The organism is Nonomuraea terrae, assembly GCF_044465245.1.
GTDB classification, from domain to species: domain Bacteria; phylum Actinomycetota; class Actinomycetes; order Streptosporangiales; family Streptosporangiaceae; genus Nonomuraea; species Nonomuraea terrae.
On sequence record NZ_JBITLL010000002.1, the window covers coordinates 144,868 to 168,764 of the forward strand.

Here is a 23,897-nt window from a genome sequence, read left to right on the forward strand (position 1 = left end):
CCTTTCTCGGGTCACGAACCCGACCGGACGAGGACTTTGAGCTGGTCGCCCTGCGGGTCGACCAGCGTGTCGAAGCCTTTTGTGACGACGTCGTCGAGGGAGATCTGGGCGGTGACGGCCTTGCCGACCGGGTAGGCACCGGAGGCCACCATGCGGATGATCCGCGGCCAGTCGGTCATCCTCCAGCACCAGCTGCCGTAGAGCGTGAGGTCCTTCTCCGACAGCGCCATCGCGTCGAGGGTGGCGGGCTGCGTGTGCAGCCCGGTCTGCACGATCGAGGCCCGCTTCCTGGTCTGCCGCACGCAGGAGGCGAGACCCGGAGTGCTGCCGGAGCACTCGACGGCCAGGTCCACGCCGTCGCCGTCGGTCAGCTCCGCCACGAGCTCGTCGAGCTCCCCGGTGGCCGGGTCCACCACAGGGCCGATGTCGAGGGAGGCCGCCAGCGCGGAGCGATTCTTGTTGGGCTCGGAGATGATGACCGTCGACGCTCCGACGGCGCGGGCGTACATCGCGGACAGGATGCCGATCGGCCCGGCGCCGGCGACCAGCACGATGTCACCGCCGGTGACCCCGGCGCGCTCGACACCGTAGGCGGCTACCGCGGCCGGTTCGATGACCGCGCCCTCGACGTCGGACACCTCGTCGGGAAGCTTGGCGACCTGGTACTCCTTGACCAGGGCGTACTCGGCGAGCCCGCCCGTCTCGGCGCTGAGGCCGGTGCAGGCGAACCGTACGCACAGGTGCCCCTGACCGCGGCGGCAGTAGCGGCAGCGCCCGCACACGATGGCCGGCATGATCGAGACCCGGTCGCCGACGGCGACGTCGCGGACCGCCGCGCCCACGGCGGCGACCCTGGCCGAGAACTCGTGCCCCAGAATCTGCGGCAGCGTGGCGCCGGTCAGCGGGTGCGGTGCGACTGGGGTGACGATCGGCCCCACGGAGTACTCATGGAGGTCGGTCCCGCAGATGCCGCAGTAGGCGACCTCGACGAGCACATCGTCGGGTTCCTTGACCTGCGGCTCGGCTACCTGCTCCACGCGGATGTCATGCTGTCCGTAGTAGCGCGCTGCTCGCACGTTCTGTCCTTTCGTCGGCGGCGGGTACGCCGAATTTCCACGAGGTCAACGGGTGGCGCTCTCGGCCGTGCGGCCGGTACCGCGCGCCTGGCTGTACACGAGGGCGGCGATCACGATCAGGGCCCCCTGGAAGAGGTACTGCCAGGTCTGTGACAGACCGAGGAACGTGGTGGCGTTGAGAAGTTGAACGATGAGGCCGGTGCCCAGGAGGGTGCCGACGAAGGTGCCCCGGCCGCCCAGCAGGCTGGTCCCGCCGAGTACGACCGCGGCGATGCTGTTGAGGGTGTAGCTGACCCCCTGGGCCGGGTCGCCGATGCCGAGCTGAGCCAGCAGGATGAGTGCTCCCAGGAAGGCGAAGAGCGAGACCACGACGTAGCCCGCGATGATCGTACGGGTGGAGCGCACGCCGAGCCGGCGGGCGGACTCCTCGTCGGAGCCGACCGCTCGGATGTTGCGCCCCCATCGGGTGGTGCGGAGCAGGAACTCCATACCGAAGGCGAGAACGACCAGCACGATGAAGGCGATGGGGACCGGGCCGATCGTCAGGGTGATGACGTCGGTCACAGTGGTGCTGATCAGCCCGCCGGGAGTGTCGCGCAGCAGATAGCTGAATCCCTGCAGCGCGATGTAGGTCGCCAAGGTCGCGGCCACCGGGGTGAACTTGCCGAACCTGATCAAGGACCCGTTCACCAGCCCGGTCGAGGCCGCGAGCGCTGCCATGAGCACCAGTCCGAGCACCAGCATCTGCCCCGACTGGCCGTCGGTGAAGAAGAACGACCCGACCACCACCAGGAACCCGGACAAAGGGCCGACGGACAGATCGATGCCGCCGGTCATCAGCGCGACCGTCTGGCCGAGCGCGATGAAGCCCAGGGCGCTGACCAGGAGCATCACCGACGTGACGTTGAAGGGCAGCAGGTAGCGGTCGTTCTGAGCGTAGATGTAGGCGCCGAGGAGGAGCATCACCCCGGCCAGGATGAGGACGGGGGTGTAGTCGCCCTCCAGCCGGCGCCGCCATACCGGGCTGAGCCGGCCTGCGGTGGTCCGGTGCTCCTCGGCGCGCTTGTGGGCCGTCGATTCGATCGCGGCCCGGATCATCCGCTCCTCGGTGACCTCGTCCCCGGCCAGCTCCGCCACGACGTGGCCCCGGGACAGCACGATGACCCGGTCGCAGAGCCCCTCCAGCTCCTTGGCGTCGGAGGACGCGACGACGACCGGCACCCCGCTGCCGGAGACCTCGCGCAGGATGCGGTAGATCTCCGCGCGTGCGCCCACGTCGACGCCCTGCGTGGGCTCGTCGGCCAGCAGGATGTCCGGCTTGCCGAGCAGCGACCGGGCCATGACGACCTTCTGCTGATTACCACCGGACAGGCTGGTGATGGGCGTCTCCAGCGTCGCGGCCTTCACGTTGAGCCCGGCCAGTTCGGCGCCGACGACCGCGACCTCCCGTCGGCGGCTCACGAACCGGCCCGCGCCGAGCCGGTCGAGCGCCGTCAGCGCGGCGTTCTCCCGCACCGACATGGACATCATCAGTCCCTCGTGGTGCCGGTCGGCGGGCATGTACGCCGAGGAGCGGTGCAATCGCCGGCGGTTGACCCGCCTGCCACCGATGACGATGCCGCCGCTGTGCCATGCTGCGAGACCGGCCAGCGCCCGGAGCAGCTCGCTCTGACCGTTGCCGAGGACCCCCGCGACGCCGATGATCTCACCTTGCCGGGCGGTGAACGAGACGTCGGAGAACCCGTCCCCGGACAACCCTTCGACCGTGAGCACCGGCGGCTCCTCACCGGAGGTGTGCTGCTTCGCGGGGAAGGTGTACTCCAGCCGCCTTCCGACGATCATGGCGAGTAGTTCTTCATCGGTGACGTCGCCGACGACGGCGGTGCCGCTGTGGTGCCCGTCCCGCAGCACGGTGACCCGGTCGGCCAGCTCGCGGACCTCTGCCAGCCGGTGCGTGATGTACACCACGGCGGTGCCCTGCCGAGCCGCCGAGCGTACGAGGTCGAACAGCAGCCCGACGGAGTCGCGGTCGAGGGGGGCGGTGGGCTCGTCGAGGATGAGCAGCCGCGGCTCCACGGCCATCGCCTTGGCCAGTTCCAGCAGATGCTTCTGGGCGATGCTGAGATTGCCCACCCGGTCCTGCAGGTGTGCGGTGCAACCGACCCGGTCAAGAACGCGGCGCATCGCGGCGCGGCGGTCACCGTGGAGGAAGCGTTCCGGCACCGCCACGGCGATGTTCTCCGCCACCGTCATGTCGGGGAGGACCGCGGGGTGCTGGTGCACGATCGCGATGCCCATCCTGGTCGCCAGGCCGGGGGTGAGCTCGTCGACCGCCTCTCCGAGGACCGTGATGGTGCCTCGGTCCGGGATGACGGTGCCGGAGGCGACACCCATGAGGGTGGACTTGCCGGCACCGTTCTCGCCGAGCAGTGCGTGCACTTCGCCGGGCAGGACCTCGAGGGACACGTCGGTCAGTGCGGCGACCGCAGCGTAGGACTTGGAGATGCCCTGCAGCGCCATCGTCGGCGGTGCCGCGGTCAGCGCCGTCTCCTGAGACTGGTTGATCATCACATCGTCCTTGGCAGGTGCTCGATCTCGATCGTTCCGGTGGCTCCTGGGGTGGCGTCCGGCGCCACTACTTGACGACCGCTGCCTGGTCGGCGCCTGACATCTCGGCGGAGAGGTAGATGTCGTCGGGCAGGTCGCGTTCGCATTGGACCGGCTTGTCCTCCGAGGTGGAGTCCTCGAACACCAGCGACGGGAAGGTGGAAGAGTCGGGGATCTGTCCGCCCGTGGCCCTGGCGACCGCGTGCTGGACGGCCAGCCGCGAGTGGTCGGTCTGGGTCGAGACCGTGAAGAGCTTGAAGTCGGGATTCTTGGCCTTGTGCTCTTCCCAGAAGCATGAGAGCACGTTGCCGTCGGACGTGGCGATCGCCGGGATGGAACGTCCGCTCTGCTCGAACACAGGAAGCGCGCCGACCAGGGACGGACCAAAGTCGGAGATGATGACGTCGATCTGCGCGTTCTGAGCGATCGCGGAGGTCAGCACCTTCTGCGTCTCGGCGGGGTCCCAGTTGGTGACCTCGAACGGCTGCTCGCCGATGAACTTGTACCGGCTGTCGGTGCCGAGCACCGAGCGCAGCCCCTCGGCCTCGTCCCGTCCCTGGCTGTTTCCGGGAGGGCCGCTGAGAAAGAGGATGTTGCCGCCGTCCGGGAGGATCTTTTTGATCCACTCGCCCCAGTTGCGTCCGTCGTTGGCGAACTTGGTGTCCACGAACACGTCGTAGTCCTCGCCGGCCTTGCCGCCCGGGGCGACACGGTACGGCACGGTGACCACACCGGCGTTGTAGGCGCTGCGCAACGCCGGGAGCATGGCCTCGCCCGCGTCCGGGAAGACGACGAGGGCGTTGACGCCTTTGGCGACCATGCCCTGGATGTCGGCGATCGCCTTCTGGGTGTTGCCCTGGCCGTCGGCGTACTCGAAGCTGGTGATGCTCGGACACTTGGCGGCCTCCTCTTTCGCGGAGGCGGTGCTGATCAGCCGCCAGCTGTTGCCACCGAAGCCGTCGGCCAGGCCGAGGGCGGCCTTCTTGCTGCCGCACCATGCGGGGGCGTTGCCGTTGCCACCGGCGACGGCCTCCGATGCGGAGCCGGCATCCGAGGTGCCGCATCCGGCGAGGGCGAGGCCGAGCGCTCCGGCGGCGATGGTGGCGAGAAATCTGGAACGGCGGATGGGACGGTTCATGGACGTGATCCCTTTCTGAGGGGCTTGCCGTTGCGCCCGGCGTGGCGGGCGAGGGCCCGGCGACGCGTGGATCGGTCAGGCCGTGGCGGCCGTTCGCCGCCCGGCGAACCTGCGTCGCACCGCGGCCCAGTCGACGGTGTAGAGAGCGACACCGACGGTGAGGGCGGCTGCCTCGACCAGGGTGCGGATGGCGAAGGAGACGCCGAGGGCGAGGACGAACTGCTCGAGTTGGCTGAGAAAGACGGCCGCGATGGCGGTGGGCACGAGGAAGCCACGGCCTCCGAGGAGCGAGGTGCCGCCGAGGACCACCGCGGCGACGGAGGGCAGCAGGTAGGCGTCGCCCTGGAAGGCGGTGGGCTGGGCGATGATCCCCGCGAGCAGGACGCCGGCCAGCCAGTAGAGGACCTGCGCCCAGATATAGGCGGCGGCGCGATACCGCGTGACCGGCAGGCCGGTGGCGGCCGCGGCCGCGGGGTTGGCGCCGATGGCCTCGAAGCGCCGGCCGCCGACAGTGGTCTTCATGACCATGGCGGCGAGGGCGACCACGACGACTCCGAAGTAGACGGAGTGCGGAATGCCGAAGGTGACACCGCCGGCCACCTCGCGCAGCAACTGGGTGGTACGCCGGGGGGACCCACCGGAGATACCGAGCACCACGGCGTACATCAGGGCGTTGACACCGAGGGTGGCGACGATGGGGTTGAGCCGCCGCCAGCCGATCAGGAGCCCGTTGACGATTCCGAAACCGATGGCGACGACCAGCCCGAAGAGCAGTGCGCCGAGGAGCTTGTCGTCGTCCCCGGCCGGCTGATGGGTGGTGATGACGACCGCGAGGGACACGGCGCCGGGCACTGACAGGTCGATCCCCCCCTGCTGCACCACGAGGGTCTGCCCGACGGCCGCGATGGCGAGGACGGCCGCGAACGGCAGCATTCCGAGGAGCGCGCTGTGGTCGACGCTGGTCGGCGCCAGGACGGCGCCGGCGGCGAAGAGCAGGATCACGGCGATGCTCACCGTCAGCAAGCCCCGGGAAAAGCGGAGCCCCGGTCCGGGAGTGATCGCGCTGCGTTCGGATGCCTGGAGGGCCATGCTCACACCTCACAGTCCTACGGGGCCGAGTGACGGCCGCCACATGTTTCGTAGGAATGTACATTGTGTGCTTACACTTAACAAGAGCCTAGCATCGGGTCTTCAACGCCGACATTTCGCCATGTCTGTTCACTATTACAGAACAGTTCGGGGCGGTTAACCTTGACTGGCCGTCCGCGGTCGTTCACTATGACTGATCACGGTCTCGGGCGACGACACGTCCCCGCAAGCTTCCCGCGAAGGGACATCCTCATGAAGATCAGCGACCGTCTGGGGCATCTCACCTACTCCACGCTGGTCCATCCCGGCGACACCTGGGCCGAGATGCGGGCGAGCGTCGCCGCCCACGTGCCCGCGGTGAAGAGGCGGGTTTCCCCCGGCTCCCCGATGGGGCTGTCGCTGCGGCTTTCCGGCGCGTCGGTGGCGGCTCTGCGGGCGGATCCCGCCGAGCGCGCCGACTTCCTCGGCTTCCTGCGCCAGGAAGAGCTGTACGTCTACACGGTCAACGCGTTCCCGCACGGACCGTTCAAGGGGCGCTCCGTCATGGAGCAGGTGTACGAGCCCGACTGGACAACTCAGGAACGGGCGACCTACACGATGGGCGTCGCCGACGTCCTGGCGGACATCACCGAAGCCGGCGTGGAGCCGTCCATCCAGACCGCTCCACTGGCCTTCCGTCCCCATGTCACCGGGCCCGGATACGTCGCGGCGTTCACCGCCAACCTGCTCCGGGTGGCCGCCCACCTGGCCGTACTGGAGCGGGGGACCGGTCGCCGGGTGAAGCTCGCGCTGGAGCCGGAGCCGTTCTGCTTCCTCGAGACCACCGAGGAGACAGTGCGCTACTTCGAGGAGCAGGTCTTCTCCCGCTCGGGCACCGAGGAGTTCGCGCGGCTGGCCTCCGTCCCGATGTCGGAGGCGATCGGCCTGATCCGCAGGCACCTGGGCGTGGTCTTCGACATAGGCCACCAGTCGGTGGAGTTCGAGGACATCCCCGCTGCGCTGGAGTCACTGCTGGCGGCCGGTATCCCGATCTTCAAGCTGCAGCAGGCGGCGGCGCTGTGGATCCCCGAGGTCACCAATGAGGCGGTGAAGGCGCTGGAGCAATTCACCGACACGATCTACCTGAGCCAGACCACCGAGCGTCGCGAGGGACGACTGACCCGCTTCCTCAACCTCGGTGACGCCATCGCGTCGTGGAACGCCGACCCGGGCGGCACACGGGAATGGCGGACCCACTTCCACGTGCCCGTCTTCCTCGACGAGGTCGGTGGTTTCGCGACAACCCGGTCGAACATCGAGGCAGCCCTGGCTCTGCACCGGCGCACACCCCTCTCAGATCACCTTGAGATCGAGACCTACACCTGGGACGTACTCCCGGAACACCTCAAGACCGGCGACATCAATGAGTACGTCAGCCGCGAGATCGAATGGGTACGCGACGCACTCGGCGCACGCTGACCACCCCAACGACGACGAGCAGGAGGGCTGATGTCCGGAAGAGTGCAGGGCAAGAGCATCATCATCACCGGGGCGGGAAGCGGCATGGGGCGGGTCTTCGCCCTGGGGCTGGCCCGGGAAGGAGCGACCGTGGGCGTCCTCGACCTGCGCAAGGGCGCCGCCGAGGAGGTGTGCGCAGAACTACGCGATGAGGGACTGACGGGGATCCCGCTGGCCGCGGACGTGAGCAGGCGCTACCAGGTGATCGCGGCCTTCGACGCCTTCGTCGAGCAGACCGGCCGGCTGGACGTGCTGTTCAACAACGCCGGGTTCAACGAGCCGATGCACCTGATGGACGTGACCGAGGAGAACTGGCACACCATCATGGACGTCAATGCGATGGGCACGCTCATCGGCATCCAGGAGGGGGCACGCCGGATGATCCCCCATCGGCAGGGAAAGATCGTGAACACCTCCTCCATCGCCGGCCGGCAGGGCTACCCATCGTTCGCGCCCTACTGCGCGAGCAAGTTCGCCGTCAACGCGCTGACCCAGGCGGCCGCCCGCGCGCTGGCCGAACACGACATCACCTGCAACGCCTTCGCGCCAGGCGTCGTGGACACTCCACTGTGGACTAAGCTCGATCAGGATCTGATGGACATCGGCGACGCCGAGAGGCCAGGTCAGGCGATGGCCGACTTCGCCGCGGGCATCCTCAGAGGCCGGGTCGCCACCGGCGAGGACATCCTGGGTACGGCGTTGTTTCTGGCCTCCGCGGACTCCGACTACCTGACTGGGCAGGTCATCATGGTTGACGGGGGCATGGTGCTGGTCTGAGCCCCACACGAAGATCCGTCGGACCGCCCCGCCATCGTCGTCGCCATGAGCAAGGAGCACTCTTGACTTCTCCCTCTTCACCGCAGACTTCCGACGACGCCACAGCCGTCAACCTCGGGCTCCGGCTGCGGATGGCACGTCGGAAGTCAGGGCTGTCACTGCGCGAACTGGCGCGCCGGCTCAGTGTCTCGCCGTCCTTTCTGTCCCAGATCGAGAACGGCAAGTCGCAGCCTTCGGTGGCGACGTTGTATTCCATGGCGCAGATGCTCAATGTGTCCGTCGACCATCTCTTCGAAAGCGAGGAGGCACCGATGGAGTACGACAGCGAGATGACCGACGAGGCCGGCCCGGACGCCGAGGCCGAGCCCGACGAGGAACGGGACGCCGTACCCGGCATCTCGCCTCTGCTTCGCCCAGAGGACGCCGAGGAGGCTCCGGAGCGCGGCCCAGATACAGGCTCCGCGCGAGGGCCGTGGGACGACACCAAGCGCACGGCCCGCCTGTCGGTGACCTCGCCGGGAAACCGGACCCGCCTCGTCATGGACACCGGGGTCATCTGGGAACAGCTGGCCACCAACACCGCGCACCAGCTGGACTTCATCGAGATCATCTACCCGCCGGGCGCCAGCTCGACCAGCGACGAGCGCATGCTGCGCCACAACGGCTTCGAATACGGCTACCTTCTCGAGGGGGAACTCGAGGTGACCTTCGGTTTCGACACGTTCACCCTGTCCGCCGGCCAGTCGCTCGGCCTGAACTCCACCGTCCCCCACCTGTTCCGCAACCGCGGCACAGTCCCGGCCAGGGGCATCTGGTTCGTGCACCACGAGCACGACTGAGAGCGCCGCCGAAGAGTCGGTGTCATGCGTGGTCCGGAATCATTTACGTCGCGGACATGTACTCCCGCGCGATCGTCGGCTGGTCAGCGTCGGCCAGCAAACGCTCCAGGCTGGTCCTCGACGCCCTGGACAACGCGCTCATGGATCGTAGATAGGCCTCTACAAAAGGGAATTGATCAAGCCGCGCAAGCCCTGCGCGAGTGCTGGTCGGCGACGCCCAGCGGCCACGGCTACTCGGTGTCGTGCGGACGGGAAGCACGCTCATGGCCCGTGCCGTGCCCGGACGCCAGCCGATCTCGGATGGCGAAACAGCCAGCGTGAGTTCGGGGAAGCGGGTCAGCAGGTCGCGGAGCGCGATCTGGGTCTCGGCGTGGGCCAGGGGCGCCGCCGAGACCGTAGTGGATGCCGTGGCCGAAGCACAGGTGCGCGTTATCGATGCCGCTCACATCGAGCGGGGGGCGTCGCCGACGATGAGCGTTGAGAGAGGCTTCGGCCTCTCTGTGAATCTACAGTGTAAAGGCGATCGGTTAATTTAAAAATAGGTCTTATCACCACAGACGTACGGGCTTCGCCCGTACCTATCAACTAAAACAAACAGGACGCCACGGATTAGAGGCGCAGCGGGTGCACCCGCTGCGCCGAGGGCCTGTCTCAAAGGCAGATGAGCCAGTCGTTGGCCGTCACCTCCTCGATGTCGGCCAGCTGCGCCACCGGCCCGCTCCACCACCTGACGCACCGACCCACCCCGGCGGCCTGTATCCGCACCGCCTTGACCAATACCTCGACCCCGGCCGCGCCTGCCGCTCCGGCTCCCCGACATCCCCGCCGGCGCTGCCGGCGGGCTCGCGGCAGGCGCGGCCGGGGTCGGCTTCTTCCTCTAGGTCTCCGTCCTGGCCCCGCAGCGCGCTCAGCGCCATCATCACCATCTGCGCAGCCGCGACCTCGGCCACCTCGACCGGCCCGCCCGGCAACAAACCCTGCAGCACGCCCCGGTAGGTGCCAATCAGGTTCTCCACCACCTGCCGCTGCCGCTGATGGATCTCCTCCAGCTTCGCCTTGGCCTTCTTGGCGGTGGCCGCCATCCGCTTGCACATCATCGCGGCCAGATCATCGCGGGCCCGCGCCCGAGCGGTGTGCACCAGGCACACCAGCAGCGCGATCCGCTTGGCCTCCACACTGTAGGAGCGGGCCAGCACATCAGCGTCGGCCGCGTCCGCCTCCCCGGCGAAGTCGGCGACCTTGGAAGCGGCGATGCTCTCCGACACGGCCTCGGTGTTGCGGATTCCCTCCACCCAGGCCAGGTGCGCGGCCTGACCCTTGAACTTCGACCAGCTCGCCCGGCGCGCCAGCTTCTTCACCCGGTCCAAGTCGCTCTTGCCGCCCGGCCCCACCACCAGCAACGCCTGGATGCGAGCGCGGTCGGCGGCGCCCAGCCGCCGCCAGATCGTCTGGAAGATCTGACCGTTGACCTTGCCGCGAATCGTCGACTCCATGCTGTCCAGCGTGGAGAACGCCGGCGGCTCCAACCGAGCCTGGGCCAGCCGCTCCAACGCCACGTTGATCAGATCGGCCGGGTGGTTCTTCACCCGCGCCGCCTTCGCCATCGCCTTGGCCGCGATCTTGCGAGCCCTGGCCGGCGCGTAGCCCCCCCCCTTCATGGCGCCGCACCAGCACCCGATGCGACTCCGCCGTACGCGGCGAGGCGTACACCGGCATGACATCCTCGTCCAACTCCAGACATCGCCGCACGTGCTCCACCACCACGGGCGGCACCTCGCGGGATTTTTCGGAAGCGGCCCAGCCGCTGAAAGATCTTTCAGGGCGAGTGTTAGCGCCAGCAGGTGCTCATCGGTGTCGGTCTTCTCCCGCGCCCACACCATCTCCTCGGCCGAGGGGGAGTAGAAGAGATACAGCTCACGCGTCATCACCAGCCGCGGAAACACCCGATAGGCGGTCCGTTCGACCGACGTCACTGCACACGCCTCCCGGCTCGCCCCCGCCAAGATCATCCCAATGTGGGTTTTGGGCTTATGTGGGCCGACCGCCTGGGTTGTCCGCACCGTCGTGTCCTCTGGGCGAGGGATTGTGGCGCGGTCACCGTTGAAGGGCGAGAAGGTGAAACGCTCCCCGGACGATGGACTGGCTTTTGACCGCCATGTCGATCGTGTCGGGTGCGGTGGTGGGGTCGGACACCATAAGGCGGGCGGCCAGCGCGCGGCCGTCGGCGGTGCACGCCAGGTAGTGCAGGGTCACGACGCCGGGCTCGCTGCCGCCCTTGTAGCAGACCGCCGGGAATCGGGAGCCGTCAAGGTGAAGTCCGTCGTCGTTGAGCGAGAGAGCATGGTGGATCTCGGGCTGGTCGAGCCGCAGCAGGCCTGCGTAGACGTGGCAGATATCGGCCGGCGAAGCGAAATGCTCGGTCTGGACGATGTATCCGGGTTGGGACCAGGATCTCGTGTACTCCGGGCAGCGGCAACCGCTCCAGCTCCAGCACCGCGGCCAGGCGCTGGTGGGTCGGCAGGGCCAGATACTGCCGTGCCCGGTCCTGATCTGAGGTGGCCTTGAGCTGGAAGAACGCCTTGGTGGTGAGGATCGGGACGTTCGCATCGGGTTGCCGGTGGCCGAACAGCGACAGTTGGCGTTGCACCGCGTCCCGGCCCAGCCGGTGGATGAGGTGATCGGTGGCGGTGTTGTCGCTGATCGAGATCATGTGATCGGCGTCCTCCGACAGCGGGAGCATGGTGCCGGCCGGGCGGTTCTGCAGGGTGCCGGAGGGCAGGCTCTTGTAGTCGTCGCGGATGGCCAGCTGCTCGTTCCACGAGAGCCGCCCTTCGGCGACGGCTTGGGCGAGCGCACCCAGCACGTACAACTTGAAGGCCGAGCCGATCGGGCGTTGCGTGTCTGCATCGAGGCCGTGCGCGATCCGGCATTGTCCGTCCGGCTCGATGCGCGCCGCGGCGAAGGATACGCCTGCTCCCAGCTCGGCCAGCCATGTGTCGATCTCGGTCCACGAGTTCGGCTTGGGTTCGTCTGGGGTCAGGCGCAGGCTGTCCACGCGCCCACCCGCTCCACGTGCACCGTGATGCGGAAGCCGGTGCTGTGGCACTGCACGGCTGCCTGAACCTGGTCCGGTCGCGTCGTGATGGTCTCGCGGAGTGTACGGCAACCAATCGGGCAGGGGCGGTAGCCGGCAGGCATAGCCACGCCTTCGGCATCCACTTCGCCACCGCCGTCATCGTCCTCATCGGCTCGGCGCCGCTGGCCGCCCTTAGTGGTGTTTGTCGCCGTGGTGATCGGCCAAACGGGTGAGCAGGTTGATCAGGTTCTGCCGGTCGGCCGCGGACAGCGGGGCGAGGTATTCGTCCTGGGCGGCGGCGATCAGCCGGTCAAGGTCGGCGAGTTGCCTTCGGCCCGCCGGGGTGATGGTGATGATGTTGCGGCGGCGGTCTTCTGGGTCGGGTGCGCGCTCGAGGAGTTGCCGTTCGGCGAGGTCGTTGACGGTCGCCACCATGTCGCTGCGATCGATGCCGGTGCGGCGACCGAGGGCGGCCTGACTGGCCGGGCCGTACTCCTCCAGGGTGGCAAGCAAAGAGTAGTGGTAGCGCCGCACGCCGGCCTGCGCGAGCGCCTGATCCACAAGCCGGTTGGCGATCAATGCCGCACCGTAGGTCAACCTGCTCGGCAGCGCGCGCAGCCGCTCCGGCGGCGGCCCCTCGGGAGTATTCACGAGCCAAATCTAGCAAATTGTTGGCAGGACCCACGACTAGCTGTAATGTTGGCCAGGCCAACATTGGACATCCCAACGTTGGGCCAACATTGTTCTTATGACGCTGAGGAGCCCAGACATGACCACCATCGCACAGCCGGCCGGGCCCGCCTTCGGCCCCGAGGTCATCGGCCAGACCGAGAAGGCTCTCAACGCCCTCCTGGAGCGACATCTAGCCGGCACCAGCATCACCGAACCCCAGTGGGTGACGCTGACGCTGACCGTGGTCAGCGACGGAACTCTGTCCGGCGATGCTCTGGCCGAGCGGGTCTCCCGCTCCTTGAAGGTCGACCAGGCCACGGCACACCAGCGCATCGTCGAACTGACGGCCGCGAATCTGGTCCGCACCAGCCAGGACGGCATCGTCGAAGCGACCGAGCACGGCAAGGCCCAGTGGAACCAGGTCCGCGCCGCCATCGCCCGGATCACCGAAAAACTGTGGGGCGACCTGCCGGAGGAGGAATTGACCACCACCGGCCGCGTCCTGAACACCGTCCTCTCCCGCGCGAACACGCTGCTGTCCCTCGCCTGAATCGCCAGAAACGCTTGGCAGTTCCGTCGGGCGCTGGATGAGTACCTGAAGACGTCCGCCCTGTCTATCGCGGCGGGTCTACTCCGGTCTGAGCCGCTCCAGCGCACCCGCCACGTCGCTGGACGGCGCTCGGCACCGTGGCCGCCGTCCACACCTCAACCTTCAACCACAAGGCAAGGAGATTCCGTTGAGTACCGATGTCGGTACCGCGGCCGCACCGCGGGCGACCCGAAGAGAATGGCTGGGGCTGGCGGTCCTCGCGCTTCCCACCATGCTGATCGCCATGGACCTGACCGTCCTGCATCTGGCACTGCCCGCCCTCACCGCCGACCTGCGGCCCAGCAATGCCGAGTTGCTGTTGATCGGCGCATTCGCGTTCGGCGTGGCCTCGGTGCTCTCGGCATTCGCGGTCAATGCGGCGATGCTCATCGCCGCCCGGGCGCTCCTCGGCCTCGCGGGCGCCACACTGATGCCCTCCACGCTCTCTCTGATCCGGATCATGTTCACCGACCCCAAGCAGCAGGGCGCCGCGATCGGGGCCTGGACCGGCTTCTTCGGCCTCGGCACGGTGATCGGACCCCTGATCGGCGGTACGTTCCTTGAGCTGTTCCAGTGGGGCTCGGTCTTCCTGCTCGGCGTCCCGATCATGCTGCTACTGATCGGGTTCGGCCCGATCGTGCTGCCGGAGTACCGGGACGAGTCGGTCTCCCGCCCGGACTTCATCAGCGCGATCATGTCCATCGTCGGCGTCCTTGCCTTGATCTTCGGTCTCAAGCGGGTCGCCGAGGACGGCCAGCGATCGCGTAGCGACCCAGGCGGTTGAGGTGGGCGTGGCCCAGCGGGGACAGCCGCGCTACGTCCTGAGCGCGTAACTGGTCCACAATTGCCGACAGATATCGTGAGTTCCACAAAACGACGGCATTGACGACAAGTCCAAGAGCCGCGAGTTGATCCTCCTGGCCTTACCGATATGCCTGCCGGATCCGGCCGGAGTCGCCGTGGCAGATCTTGCGCGCGAGGCGGTGCCGCGACTCCTGGACCGACAGCTGCTTGCCCAGGCTGCGGCGGTAGGTGGAATCCATCGGGCGTAGTCCAGCACCGGCCACGGCACCGCCAGCGGATTCTCCAGGAACAACCCCTTGTACCGGACCGCGCCGATCTGAACGGCAACGCCCAGCCGGTGAGAATCGGCCCTCGACTGCGCGATCACATTCCGGTCGAAGCTGTCCAGGAAGAAGAACCTCTCCAGGTCTGACAGCGATGGCACCTCGATGAACGAGACGTGGGCGGCCCGCTGCTCGGCAGACAGAAATTCCGCAGGCATAGCCCGCACGGTAGGGCCATATCGGTCGCGATCAACTCATAGTGATCGACGCGTTACAAGTGAGAACGTTTCAGTCGTAAGTGCGTCTTGATCCTTCTCAGCGCCAACGGCTGTCCGCCGGTTCCTTGACCCCGGTGGCGTTCGTGCGTCCCGGTGGGCGCGGGCCTGTTGATCGGCTTGGCATGCTGGTCCAGCTGTGCAGTCCTGCCCTGGTTGGGGTTCGTGCCCGACGATGTGGGCGGCGCCGCCGGCGGCGGTGGCGCGGGTGGCCGAGCGGCTCGGGGTGACGCCGGCGGCGCTGCGGTTGTACGGCAAGCGCGATCAGACCCGCTCGGATCATCTGGGCCAGATCGCCAAGTATCTGGAGTGGCAGACGGCCCCGGGGGGCAGCCAGGCGATGAAGGATCTGGAGCAGTTCCTGCTGGATCGGGCGATGGAGCACGACTCGCCGACGCTGCTGTTCAACTTGGCGCGCGAGTATCTGATGGCGGCCAAGGTGATCCGGCCCGGCGCTCTCTAGATAGAACGTTCTGTCTTGACAGACGGCGACATTCTTGCCAGTCTACAAGACAGAACGTTCAGTCTTGTGGAAGCGGCGTCCAATGGCTCGCCATACCGGGCGTGGCCACCCGGGCGCCCTCCGTTCTACAGAAACGGCGTTGTTCGCCGTTTAACGTCTGCCCACGTCAGGAGAGGCTATGTCCATCGATCCCGCACCCGTCCTGGTCACCGGCGCCACCGGGCAGCAGGGCGGCGCCACCGCCCGCGCGCTGCTCGCGGCCGGCGTCCCCGTACGGGCACTGGTCCGCGACCCCGCCACCGACCGGGCCGTGGCGATCCAGGCGCTCGGCGCCGAACTCATCACCGGCGACCTCAACGACCGCGACTCCGTGATCAGGGCCGCGGAGGGAGCCCGAGCCGTCTTCTCGGTGCAGATGCCCCCGCTGACGGCCGCCGGCTTCGACTTCGAGGGCGAGCTGGCCCAGGCGGTCAACCTGGTCGAGGGCGCGCGGGCCGCGGGTGTGCGGCAGTTCGTGCACACGTCGTTCTCCGGCGCGGGACGCCACACTGAGGCTCCCGGCTGGGCCGAAGGCCGATGGTCGCCGCTGGAGCCCGTCTACGCCGCCAAGGCGGGCGCCCAAGACCTCGTGCGCGAGGCCGGCTTCACGCACTGGACGATCATCAAGCCGGCCTTCTTCATGGAGAACTTCCTCCCGTCCGTGGCCTACCTGCTCCCTCGCGGCCTCGAAGGAGGCATCGTGACCGTGCTGAAGCCCGCCACCAGGCTCTCCCTCATCGCGGTCCGGGACATCGGCACGACGGCCGCCGCCGCCTTCGCAGACCCAGGGCGGTTCCACGAGGTCGAGCTGGAGCTGGCGGGCGACTACCTGCCGATGACCGACATCGCCAGGATCCTCTCCGGCGCCTTCGGCACCGAGTTGGCCGCGCCCGACATGACCACGGAGGAGGCCGTGGAAGCGGGCATGCCGGGGCCGGGCGTCTTGGCGCACGAATTCCTCAACGTGGCCGGTCAGCCCGCCCGCCCGGAGTACGCGCGGGCCTTCGGCATCCCGCTCACGACCCTGGAGGACTGGGCTGGCGACCTTGTGCGGGTGTGACGACGGGCAGCACGACCGCCGATGCGTGCGCCGCCTCTTGAAGGATCTCCTGGTCCGCGGCGCGCATCGCGGTGGCCGTGACGAGGGGTTCGCCGGTGCCCGGGTTGCGGCTGTACATGGGGTGGGCGCCACTGGAGATCTGCAGGCGGATGCGGTGACCGCGCAGGCAGCAGTGGGCCGTGGGAGACAGGGTGATGGTCATCTCCCGGGTGCCGCCCCGGTCGAGGCGGATGATGCCGTCGCGCACGTTCTTCGAGGCGCCCTTGGGAGAGACGTCGCAGAGACGGGCGAAGAAGTCGGTGTGGTCAAGGCTCGAGCGGGCGTGCAGCCTGACCGTGACGGTGCCCATGATGGTCGTCTCGGCCCGCACCGGATCGCTGGTGAACGTGAGGACGTCCGGGCGGGCATCCAGCCTGCGGTTGTCCTTGGCGCCGCCCCCGCGGTCCGTCGCGCCGCCGAGGCCGCGCGTCGGGTACGCGGGGCCGTAGCGGTAACGCGACGGCTGGGCAGGACCCGCCGGCGGCTGGGCGGACAGCAGGCCCCCTGCGCGCAGGTAGTGGGTCACCGGGTCGGACGGAGGCGGTCAGGAGGGCAGGTCGATGCGGCGCGCAGTGGCCACCTTCTGATCTCGCTGGTGCCGCTTTCCAATTCGTCGTCCCGTCCCCTAGGAGCAGCATGTCAACCGATTCCGCGCGAGCGCCGAAACCGGAGAACACCGTGACCGATCTGTTCAACCCCGCGGCTCCTGCCGCTGCCTACGACGCCTTTCTCCCCTCGGCCCTCACCAGGGCCCGCGCCCAGCGGGAGTGGGTGCCCTCGGACGGTGCTCTGCCCTCCCTGTATCTCAGTCATGGTGCCCCGCCGCTGTTCGACCTGCCCGACTGGATGCGTGAACTCTCGGACTGGGCTCACTCCCTGCCCAAGCCCAAGGCGATCCTCGTCGTCTCCGCGCACTGGGAGGACGCGCCCCTCGCCCTGTCCGCACCTGCAGCGGGGACCCCCCTGGTCTACGACTTCGGGGGCTTCCACTCCCGCTACTACACCATGACGTACCCCACCCCTGACGCCGGCGACCTCGCCCGGCGCATCGCGGCGATGATGCCGGACGACGAACCGGTGTACCAGCACTCCTCCCGCGGGCTGGACCACGGGGCGTGGATCCCGTTGATGGCGATGTACCCCCTGGCCGACATACCCGTGCTGCAGATGTCGATGCCCACCCACGACCCCGCCCGCCTGCTGAGCCTGGGCCACAGACTCAAGTCCTTGCGCGCGGAAGGCGTTCTGATCGTCGGTTCCGGCTTCATGACTCACGGCCAGCTGTCTCTTGAGACGGGCGTCGTACCCGCCTGGTCGTCGGAGTTCGACGCCTGGGCCGCCGACGCACTCGCACGGGGCGACGTCGATCAACTCGCCGGATTCGCCGACCGTGCCCCCGGCATGCCGCACGCCCACCCTACGCACGACCACTTCCTGCCGATCTTCATCACCCTCGGCGCAGCCGCTAACGCGGAGCAGCCCGCCCGCACGGCCATCGACGGCTACGTTCTCGGCCTGGCCAAGCGCTCCTTCGAGCTCGCCTGATCTGGTCACCAGGCGCGGTGTCCGCCGACCGTCCGCTTGCGCGGCGCCACGCCCCGTGAGCCGGTCGGCCCCGCCCACATCGGCTGGCGCGTCGTACCTCGTCGCGCGAAGGTGATGGCCGCGGGCCGCCGTCGCGGCGGCCCGCGAGGATGCCATCGCCCTCAAGGACCCAGACGAAGACTGCAGTCAGACGACGACCGTCCATGACCAGGCCCGCCCAGGGCTCACGCCGCCTGGCCTGACGGCGTTCCCCGTGCTGCTACTTCTCACCGACATTCCTTGCCCCAGCAACCCCCGAGCGCTGTCCAAACTGACCGTCAAACGCTTCTGCTACTCACCGGCACAATCACTCGACTACTTCGACAGCCCCGAACACCTGGTCAAGTGGCTGGACGACATGCCCGCCGACGAGCTTCCCGCGGTGCAGGCGTGCCTGATGGCCCAGGCCGACCAGCGACAGCAGCTACACGCCGACCGGATTTCACGGCCCGGTACTCCCGAAGCTGCAACCAAGTGCGAAGTAGTTCTCTGTCCATGCGCCGAAATTTCGAGGTCGAGCCCGCATGACCGTCACCTGCCTCCCGACCTCCCCACAGTCGTCATGACCACCGTGAACGAGCCGGACTCGGGTGTCGGCAAACGACCTAATCCCGACAGGGCCACCAAGTCCGGGGCCAGCGCGTATCGAGCTAATCGGGGAGCAGAACTGGCGGAAAGGGCAGCGAGCCCCTCCGGCGGTAGGTCATTGATCAAGGCGTGCTCGCGGAAGCTCCCGGCCGGGCGCTGGCCGCTACCTGACCGAGCGGGCGGCTCCTCGGGACGGGTGCGAGTAGTGACCGCTCCGGTGATCCGCACGGTCAAGCGCGTTGGCGTACTGCTGCCCTGAGTGTCAGCCAACCTTCGCCGCTTGCAGGATCTGGTGCAGTTGGACGGCGTAGGCGCGGGGGTGGGTGGTGTTGCCGTTGTGGCCGCCGGGGAACTCAGTGGCCTCGGCGCCGAGCAGCGTGGCCAGCTCCTGTGCGCAGCGGTAGTCGAAGACGGTGCGCGGGGTGGTACGGCCGGCGGCGGGAACGATGCGGGTAGGGGTATGCGCCAGTTCGTTGACCGGCAGGGTGTCGTTGATCAGGGCGGTGAAGTCATGCTCGATGAAGAATCCAAAGTTGGCGATCCGCCCCGAGGTCATGGGTTGCGGCGTCAGGTCGGGTTCGGCGTCGGGGTTGGCCGGGTCGATGCCCAGGACTTCGGCGACCGCCTTGAGTGCCGGCGCGAGCCCTTGCTCCCGGTAGAGCTGCTGGATCTCGGCCAGCTCGGCCTCATGGCGGGCTCGGTCCGGAACGGGCAGCAGGTGGGGCGCGACCGGCTCGTGCGCGATGAGGGTATTGAGCTGCCCGGTGTGCCGGAGGGCCAGGTGGAGGCCAATGACCGCGCCCAGGCTGCAGCCGAGCATGGCCGCCGGTTCGTCAGTGACCGCGGCCAGCAGCCGGTGGACATCGTCGGCGTGTTCGGTCATCGTCACACCGCTGCTGGGGTCGTCCAGGGTGCTGCGGGACAGTCCGCGCCGGTCGTAGGTGATCACGGTGTAGGTGTCGGCGAGCTGATCGACCAGATCGACGCTGCGTCCGGCGTCGCCCTCGCCGCTCTGGGAGATCAGCAGCGTGGGGCCGTTGCCGCGCATCTCGTAGTAGAGGCTGGCGCCCGGGACAGACAGGTAGTCGGTTGTCGTGGTCATGGGAGGGTCCTTTCGCCTTGGGTCGCGATCACCATATTCCATCGTCCTTGATACATCTACTTCGATGAATCTTTTTCGATGTAATCTCGGTCACGTGAACGGAGTGGACCTGTTCCTTCTGGGGCGCACCCTGATGAAGATCGGCGAAGAGGCCCTGCCCACCAAAGGGCTGGGCGACCAGCCTGGGAGTGCCCGGACCATGCTGATCGTGGTCAGCGACATCCGCACGCATCCCGGCAGCGCGATCAGCGAGATCGTCACCCGCACCGGCCTGCCCCAGAGCGCCGTGTCGGCGGCGGTTGCCCGGTTGCGGGAGGCGGGTGCCGTCGTCACGGAACCCGATGCCCGCGACCGCCGACGACTCTGCATCCAACCCGCCCTGGAGATCTCCAGCCGCGTGGAGCAGGTCCGCTCGACCTCCATCGACGCAGCCCTGGCCAAAGCGCTGGCCATCGACGACCCGCACAGAGTCGCCGAGATCATCGCCCTCCTGGAGGAACTCGCCCGGAACCTGTCTCCCCAGGCGCTCAGCCGCCTGCGCGACTGAGCGCCACGCGGCCGGGCTGCCGAACCACAGGGCGAGCGCGCCGGCCAAGCCGTGCAGATCGCGGCCGTCGCCGACCTTGAAGGGCCGGCGCCTTCTCGCCAAGCTCCGTATGGACGCCTCCAGCTGAGGAACCAGACGTCCGTCTCTCGTGAGAGTGACTGGCGGGCTTCTTGGTGTTTGAACGCCCGGCTCGCCGCTCGCAACCCCGCCAGAGACGCGCGCCTCGACGCCCCTCTCGGGTCAGAAGTAGGCGCCGGGGATGGCAGCGCCGAGGATCGGACGGCGAAGGTGTTGTGGGGTGAGCATGACGCCGGTGATCCGGCTGGCGAGCGCCAGGGCCGCCGGGATGGAGTTGTCAATGCTGTCGCCGGCGGCCGGATCGATGCCCAGCTCACGGAGGTGACGATTGAGCCGGTCGGGATCCACGCCCTGCCTGTCTCTGGGAAACCCCGGATTGATGTCGGTGATGAGCCGGCCGTCGACGGCGTAGGTGACCTGGTGCTGGGCGTAGTCATGCCGGTGCATCGCCACGGCCTCCCCTCCGTTGTGCGACAGGGCCCCCAATACCTCCTGTTGCAGGCTGCGCCAGCCGCAGTCCTCGATGGCGATCGTCCAGTCCTCGATTCGCCTCACGGTGATGATCTCCGGTCCCTCCGGCTGGGAGTAGTCCTCGTCCGTGATGAGCCGAATGTCCTCGTCCGCGGCACCGAGTCGGCGGAGCACCTCGTGCTCGTCGAGCCTGCGGACGAAAACGATCGTGTAGATGTCGTGGAGGCTGCTGCTCTTTTCCCATGCGTAGTCCTCCGGCGACGCGCCGGGGGTCCTCGCGGTGGCGTGGACCATCTCGAACGTCCTTGCCTGCTCATAGACCTCGGGATGAGCGGTGAAGAAGGCCTCAATGATCTCTGGAGCTATCCGGCCGCGTTCACTGACGGTGTAGCCCTTCTCCTTCGCCCATGTGCGAATGCGGTGGGAGGTGTCACGCCCGTGCGCTCGGTGGGTGACGCGGAGGGGGGTGAAGTCGGCATCGGACATGATCAGAAACTTACCGATGGGTTCGACGTTCGTCTGCTAGCACCCTTTCACGGCGCCCTGATCCGACTGACCGCCCTCATCAGAATCAGGTCCGGCTGGAGGCGAGTCACGAGGACCGCCGGCTCTCGCAGGAAGCGCTTCAGAAGCCGGGCTTGCCGGGAAGATGTCGGCAAGCACCAATCGTGCCCGCGCCTGCACCTGACCTTCGGCGAGCCGGCCGGCCCCATCGACACCTGCTCGCGCAGGTATGCGGTCACTCCCGAAAGAACGCTTGACGTGCGACGGATCCGGTCACTGTCCGGCGGTACTGGCCCGGCGACTTGCCGGTGTACTTCTTGAACACGACGCCCATGTACTCGGAGTGGCTGAAGTTGAGCCGCTCCGCGATCTGCTGGAGCGTCCACTCCGTGGAGGACAGCAGTTCGGCGACGTGGCCCATGCGGACGCGCATGATCTCGTTGTGGACCGTCCGGCCCAGGATCCGCACGAACCGATGGTCGAGCGCGCGCCGCGAAAGCCCGACGTGCCGGAGCACCGCGGCCACCGCGAGATTCCGGTCCGAGCGATCCCGGATGAACCGCAGGGCCTCGGCGACGAGCGGATCGTCCACGGCGAGGATGTCCGACGACTGCCGGGCGACGATCCGCGTCGGTTCTATCAGTCTCAGGCCTGGCTCAAGGGAGTGACCTTGCATCATCAGGTCCAGAAGCCCTGCGGCCAGGTATCCCGTCCTCGTCGTGTCCGGCTCGATGCTTGACAGTGGGGGCGTCGTCAGGTTGCCGATGAGCTCGTCGTTGTCGACGCCGATGACGGCAACTGAGTCGGGCACTGCCAGGTCGTCCATCTTGCACGCCTCCAGCACCTCTTGACCTGCGATGTCGTAGCAGGCGAGCACACCCACCGGTTTGGGGAGGTCCAGGAGCCACTTTGCGAGGAGCTCGCGGTCGGTGGCGCGCATTCCAGACGGCTTCATCCGGAACTCGTGTGGCGTCAACCCATGTTCGCGAACATGTTGGGCGAACCACTCAGCCCGTTTCACCGACCAGCCGAACCGCTCGTCCCCGCAGAAGGCGAAGTTTCGCAGGCCGCGCTGAGCGAAGTGCTCGACTGCCCATCGTGCGATCGTGTCGTCGTCGGTCTCGACGCCGGGCAGTTCCGGCACCAGTCGTCCCGCGCTGAGATCGACGGTCGGGAGACCGAGCCGCCGGATGAATCGAGCCGTCTCCTCGTTCTCGATCCGGGCCAGCACTCCGTCACCATGCCAGCCTTCGAGCCATGAGAAGTCTGTCTCGTGGCGGCTGTGCTCGGCCAGGTACATCGACCAGCCAGGGTGTTCCTCGACGTACTTCTTCACTCCGACAAGAACGCCGCGAGCGTACGCGTTCGAGGTTTCCACCAACAGCGCGACGTGTCGAGTCTCGTGTAACGGCATGTAAGAAATCTAAGATCTGATGCTGGATTGCGCATGGTTGACCTCTTCTGCCCTCCGTAGCGTCACCACACAGGAGGTCAACGATGACGCAGAAAGTACGGATGGCCATTGCCGGACTCGGCTTCGGGGCGGAATTCGTGCCGATCTATCAAGACCACCCGGACGCCGAACTCGTGGCTGTGTGCCAACGGACCGAGAGCGCGCTGCACGAGATCGCCGACCGTTTCGGCGTCCCGGGCCGGTTCACCGGCTTCGCCGAGATGATCGAGGACCCCGACATCGACGCGGTGCACATCAACACTCCGATTCCGGACCACGCGCAGCAGACGATCGCGGCCCTTCGCGCGGGCAAGCACGTGGCGTGCACCGTGCCGATGGCCACCACACTCGAGGAGTGCCGGGCGATCACCGCGGCCGTGCGGGAATCCGGCAAGAACTACATGATGATGGAGACGGTCGTCTATTCCCGCGAGTTCTTGCACGTCAAGGATCTCGTGGAGAACGGCACAATAGGCCGCATCCAGTTCCTCCGCGGGGCGCACCACCAGGAGATGGCCGGATGGCCGGGATACTGGGAGGGCCTTCCCCCCATGCACTACGCGACCCATGCGGTGAGTCCCGTACTGAGTCTGGCCGGCGCGCTGGCCGAGAGCGTCGTGTGCATCGGCTCGGGACGGATCTCCCCCGAGCTCACCGGCAAATACGGGTCGCCGTTCGCCGTGGAGAGCGCGATCATCACCATTCGTGACTCGCCCATCGGCGCCGAGGTCGCACGCTCGCTCTTCGAGACGGCTCACGAATACGTCGAAAGCTTCACCGTCTTCGGCGATCAGGCGACGTTCGAGTGGGAACAGACGCAAGGATCTGGCCACGTTCTGCACGTCGGCGAGACTCCGAAAATCATCGAGATCCCTGACTTCGCCCATCGGTTGCCGGAGCAGATCGCGCGATACACGACGCGGGGCGTCTACGACGGCGAGAACGAGCACCTTTCGTTCGTTCAAGGCAGTGGCCACGGCGGCTCTCACCCACACCTGGCGCACGAGTTCGTCCGCAGCATTGTCGAGGAGCGTAAACCTGCGATCGATGAAGTCACCGCGGCGAACTGGACGTCTGTGGGCATCTGCGCCCACCAATCGGCCATGAGCGGCGGAACACGAGTGATGATCCCGAGTTACGAGTAAGCAGCGGTATGACGGCGACCGCGTCCGTCGCGTCGCCGCGGGTCTCAGCTCCCGCCGGCCGTTCCGCCACCGCTGAACCCGCGCCACAGATCAGCCGTTGGTGGTGGGCGCTCCCCGTAAGC

At 67.6% G+C, this 23,897-nt stretch carries 22 protein-coding genes and 2 pseudogenes; 10 read left to right on the plus strand and 14 right to left on the minus strand.

The genetic code is table 11. The features are described from left to right. Positions 1 to 11: 11 nt before the first annotated feature. From ACIBP6_RS06865 to ACIBP6_RS06880, 4 genes are all read right to left on the minus strand, one after another. Positions 12 to 1,076 (minus strand): 2,3-butanediol dehydrogenase, encoded by a 1,065-nt coding sequence (locus ACIBP6_RS06865; protein WP_397049570.1) that lies wholly within the window; start codon positions 1,074 to 1,076, stop codon positions 12 to 14. A 45-nt stretch (positions 1,077 to 1,121) separates the two neighbouring features. Beyond that, positions 1,122 to 3,644 (minus strand): ATP-binding cassette domain-containing protein, encoded by a 2,523-nt coding sequence (locus ACIBP6_RS06870; RefSeq protein ID WP_397049572.1) that lies wholly within the window; start codon positions 3,642 to 3,644, stop codon positions 1,122 to 1,124. A 67-nt stretch (positions 3,645 to 3,711) separates the two neighbouring features. Further along, a complete protein-coding gene (locus ACIBP6_RS06875; protein ID WP_397049574.1) occupies positions 3,712 to 4,821 on the minus strand; it encodes a substrate-binding domain-containing protein in 1,110 nt (369 codons plus the stop codon). 75 nt (positions 4,822 to 4,896) lie between these two features. After that, entirely contained in the window at positions 4,897 to 5,910 is a 1,014-nt protein-coding gene (locus ACIBP6_RS06880; RefSeq protein ID WP_397049576.1) for an ABC transporter permease, read from the minus strand. 252 nt (positions 5,911 to 6,162) lie between these two features. On the opposite strand from ACIBP6_RS06880, the gene eboE reads away from it, so the two are divergent. From eboE to ACIBP6_RS06895, 3 genes are all read left to right on the plus strand, one after another. After that, positions 6,163 to 7,368: a metabolite traffic protein EboE gene (gene eboE, locus ACIBP6_RS06885; protein ID WP_397049578.1), complete on the plus strand. Its 1,206-nt coding sequence runs from the start codon at positions 6,163 to 6,165 to the stop codon at positions 7,366 to 7,368. Between the two features lie 30 nt (positions 7,369 to 7,398). Further along, positions 7,399 to 8,184: an SDR family NAD(P)-dependent oxidoreductase gene (locus ACIBP6_RS06890; protein WP_397049580.1), complete on the plus strand. Its 786-nt coding sequence runs from the start codon at positions 7,399 to 7,401 to the stop codon at positions 8,182 to 8,184. 62 nt (positions 8,185 to 8,246) lie between these two features. Continuing rightward, positions 8,247 to 9,023: a helix-turn-helix domain-containing protein gene (locus tag ACIBP6_RS06895; protein ID WP_397049581.1), complete on the plus strand. Its 777-nt coding sequence runs from the start codon at positions 8,247 to 8,249 to the stop codon at positions 9,021 to 9,023. A gap of 680 nt (positions 9,024 to 9,703) precedes the next feature. On the opposite strand, the gene ACIBP6_RS06900 is transcribed toward ACIBP6_RS06895, so the two are convergent. The 4 genes from ACIBP6_RS06900 to ACIBP6_RS06915 all read right to left on the minus strand — a co-directional run bounded on the left by ACIBP6_RS06900 (position 9,704) and on the right by ACIBP6_RS06915 (position 12,750). Then, complete coding sequence (locus ACIBP6_RS06900; protein ID WP_397049583.1) at positions 9,704 to 10,996, minus strand: hypothetical protein; 1,293 nt, start codon at positions 10,994 to 10,996, stop codon at positions 9,704 to 9,706. A gap of 121 nt (positions 10,997 to 11,117) precedes the next feature. Further along, a complete protein-coding gene (locus ACIBP6_RS06905; protein ID WP_397049585.1) occupies positions 11,118 to 11,276 on the minus strand; it encodes a hypothetical protein in 159 nt (52 codons plus the stop codon). 52 nt (positions 11,277 to 11,328) lie between these two features. Beyond that, positions 11,329 to 12,078, minus strand: coding sequence for a serine hydrolase (locus ACIBP6_RS06910; protein ID WP_397049587.1), 750 nt, complete (start codon positions 12,076 to 12,078; stop codon positions 11,329 to 11,331). 213 nt (positions 12,079 to 12,291) lie between these two features. Then, complete coding sequence (locus tag ACIBP6_RS06915; protein ID WP_397049589.1) at positions 12,292 to 12,750, minus strand: MarR family winged helix-turn-helix transcriptional regulator; 459 nt, start codon at positions 12,748 to 12,750, stop codon at positions 12,292 to 12,294. Positions 12,751 to 12,868: 118 nt separating this feature from the next. On the opposite strand from ACIBP6_RS06915, the gene ACIBP6_RS06920 reads away from it, so the two are divergent. Continuing rightward, entirely contained in the window at positions 12,869 to 13,321 is a 453-nt protein-coding gene (locus ACIBP6_RS06920; protein ID WP_397049591.1) for a MarR family winged helix-turn-helix transcriptional regulator, read from the plus strand. Positions 13,322 to 13,508: 187 nt separating this feature from the next. Further along, on the plus strand, positions 13,509 to 14,144 hold the full coding sequence (locus ACIBP6_RS06925; protein ID WP_397049593.1) for an MFS transporter: 636 nt from the start codon (positions 13,509 to 13,511) through the stop codon (positions 14,142 to 14,144). Here ACIBP6_RS06925 and ACIBP6_RS06930 read toward each other — a convergent pair. Together ACIBP6_RS06930 and ACIBP6_RS06935 are read right to left on the minus strand one after the other, a co-directional pair. Then, positions 14,092 to 14,406: pseudogene (locus ACIBP6_RS06930) on the minus strand (Tn3 family transposase); the annotation flags it as partial. The gene ACIBP6_RS06925 and the pseudogene ACIBP6_RS06930 overlap by 53 nt on opposite strands. A gap of 59 nt (positions 14,407 to 14,465) precedes the next feature. Further along, positions 14,466 to 14,645, minus strand: a pseudogene (locus ACIBP6_RS06935) (DUF4158 domain-containing protein); the annotation flags it as partial. Positions 14,646 to 14,877: 232 nt separating this feature from the next. Here ACIBP6_RS06935 and ACIBP6_RS06940 point away from each other — a divergent pair. Both ACIBP6_RS06940 and ACIBP6_RS06945 read left to right on the plus strand, forming a co-directional pair. After that, the gene (locus ACIBP6_RS06940; protein WP_397049595.1) at positions 14,878 to 15,165 is read left to right on the plus strand and encodes a DUF4158 domain-containing protein; all 288 of its coding nucleotides are present in this window, start codon (positions 14,878 to 14,880) and stop codon (positions 15,163 to 15,165) included. A 178-nt stretch (positions 15,166 to 15,343) separates the two neighbouring features. Beyond that, complete coding sequence (locus ACIBP6_RS06945) at positions 15,344 to 16,264, plus strand: NmrA family NAD(P)-binding protein (RefSeq protein ID WP_397049597.1); 921 nt, start codon at positions 15,344 to 15,346, stop codon at positions 16,262 to 16,264. On the opposite strand, the gene ACIBP6_RS06950 is transcribed toward ACIBP6_RS06945, so the two are convergent. Continuing rightward, positions 16,221 to 16,829 (minus strand): CocE/NonD family hydrolase, encoded by a 609-nt coding sequence (locus ACIBP6_RS06950; RefSeq protein ID WP_397049599.1) that lies wholly within the window; start codon positions 16,827 to 16,829, stop codon positions 16,221 to 16,223. The genes ACIBP6_RS06945 and ACIBP6_RS06950 overlap by 44 nt on opposite strands. Before the next feature lie 110 nt (positions 16,830 to 16,939). On the opposite strand from ACIBP6_RS06950, the gene ACIBP6_RS06955 reads away from it, so the two are divergent. After that, a complete protein-coding gene (locus ACIBP6_RS06955) occupies positions 16,940 to 17,848 on the plus strand; it encodes a dioxygenase (RefSeq protein ID WP_397049600.1) in 909 nt (302 codons plus the stop codon). 889 nt (positions 17,849 to 18,737) lie between these two features. On the opposite strand, the gene ACIBP6_RS06960 is transcribed toward ACIBP6_RS06955, so the two are convergent. Further along, positions 18,738 to 19,577, minus strand: coding sequence for an alpha/beta fold hydrolase (locus ACIBP6_RS06960; RefSeq protein ID WP_397049602.1), 840 nt, complete (start codon positions 19,575 to 19,577; stop codon positions 18,738 to 18,740). A gap of 94 nt (positions 19,578 to 19,671) precedes the next feature. Between ACIBP6_RS06960 and ACIBP6_RS06965 the strand changes: the two genes are divergently transcribed. Then, positions 19,672 to 20,124 (plus strand): MarR family transcriptional regulator, encoded by a 453-nt coding sequence (locus ACIBP6_RS06965; protein ID WP_397049604.1) that lies wholly within the window; start codon positions 19,672 to 19,674, stop codon positions 20,122 to 20,124. Between the two features lie 240 nt (positions 20,125 to 20,364). Here ACIBP6_RS06965 and ACIBP6_RS06970 read toward each other — a convergent pair whose 3' ends face one another. Both ACIBP6_RS06970 and ACIBP6_RS06975 read right to left on the minus strand, forming a co-directional pair. Beyond that, entirely contained in the window at positions 20,365 to 21,159 is a 795-nt protein-coding gene (locus tag ACIBP6_RS06970; protein WP_397049605.1) for a DUF6461 domain-containing protein, read from the minus strand. A gap of 253 nt (positions 21,160 to 21,412) precedes the next feature. Next, positions 21,413 to 22,591, minus strand: a complete 1,179-nt coding sequence (locus ACIBP6_RS06975) for a XylR family transcriptional regulator (protein ID WP_397049607.1) — start codon at positions 22,589 to 22,591, stop codon at positions 21,413 to 21,415. An 83-nt stretch (positions 22,592 to 22,674) separates the two neighbouring features. On the opposite strand from ACIBP6_RS06975, the gene ACIBP6_RS06980 reads away from it, so the two are divergent. After that, a complete protein-coding gene (locus tag ACIBP6_RS06980) occupies positions 22,675 to 23,775 on the plus strand; it encodes a Gfo/Idh/MocA family protein (protein ID WP_397049609.1) in 1,101 nt (366 codons plus the stop codon). The last annotated feature ends 122 nt before the right edge of the window (positions 23,776 to 23,897 follow it).

Coding starts and splice junctions, on each gene's coding strand:
- ACIBP6_RS06870 (WP_397049572.1), bottom strand. CDS start 3,644: ATGATCAACCAGTCTCAGGAGACGGCGCTGACCGCGGCACCGCCGACG.
- ACIBP6_RS06875 (WP_397049574.1), bottom strand. CDS start 4,821: ATGAACCGTCCCATCCGCCGTTCCAGATTTCTCGCCACCATCGCCGCC.
- ACIBP6_RS06880 (WP_397049576.1), bottom strand. CDS start 5,910: ATGGCCCTCCAGGCATCCGAACGCAGCGCGATCACTCCCGGACCGGGG.
- eboE (WP_397049578.1), top strand. CDS start 6,163: ATGAAGATCAGCGACCGTCTGGGGCATCTCACCTACTCCACGCTGGTC.
- ACIBP6_RS06890 (WP_397049580.1), top strand. CDS start 7,399: ATGTCCGGAAGAGTGCAGGGCAAGAGCATCATCATCACCGGGGCGGGA.
- ACIBP6_RS06920 (WP_397049591.1), top strand. CDS start 12,869: ATGACCACCATCGCACAGCCGGCCGGGCCCGCCTTCGGCCCCGAGGTC.
- ACIBP6_RS06940 (WP_397049595.1), top strand. CDS start 14,878: ATGTGGGCGGCGCCGCCGGCGGCGGTGGCGCGGGTGGCCGAGCGGCTC.
- ACIBP6_RS06945 (WP_397049597.1), top strand. CDS start 15,344: ATGTCCATCGATCCCGCACCCGTCCTGGTCACCGGCGCCACCGGGCAG.
- ACIBP6_RS06955 (WP_397049600.1), top strand. CDS start 16,940: ATGTCAACCGATTCCGCGCGAGCGCCGAAACCGGAGAACACCGTGACC.
- ACIBP6_RS06960 (WP_397049602.1), bottom strand. CDS start 19,577: ATGACCACGACAACCGACTACCTGTCTGTCCCGGGCGCCAGCCTCTAC.
- ACIBP6_RS06970 (WP_397049605.1), bottom strand. CDS start 21,159: ATGTCCGATGCCGACTTCACCCCCCTCCGCGTCACCCACCGAGCGCAC.
- ACIBP6_RS06975 (WP_397049607.1), bottom strand. CDS start 22,591: ATGCCGTTACACGAGACTCGACACGTCGCGCTGTTGGTGGAAACCTCG.
- ACIBP6_RS06980 (WP_397049609.1), top strand. CDS start 22,675: ATGACGCAGAAAGTACGGATGGCCATTGCCGGACTCGGCTTCGGGGCG.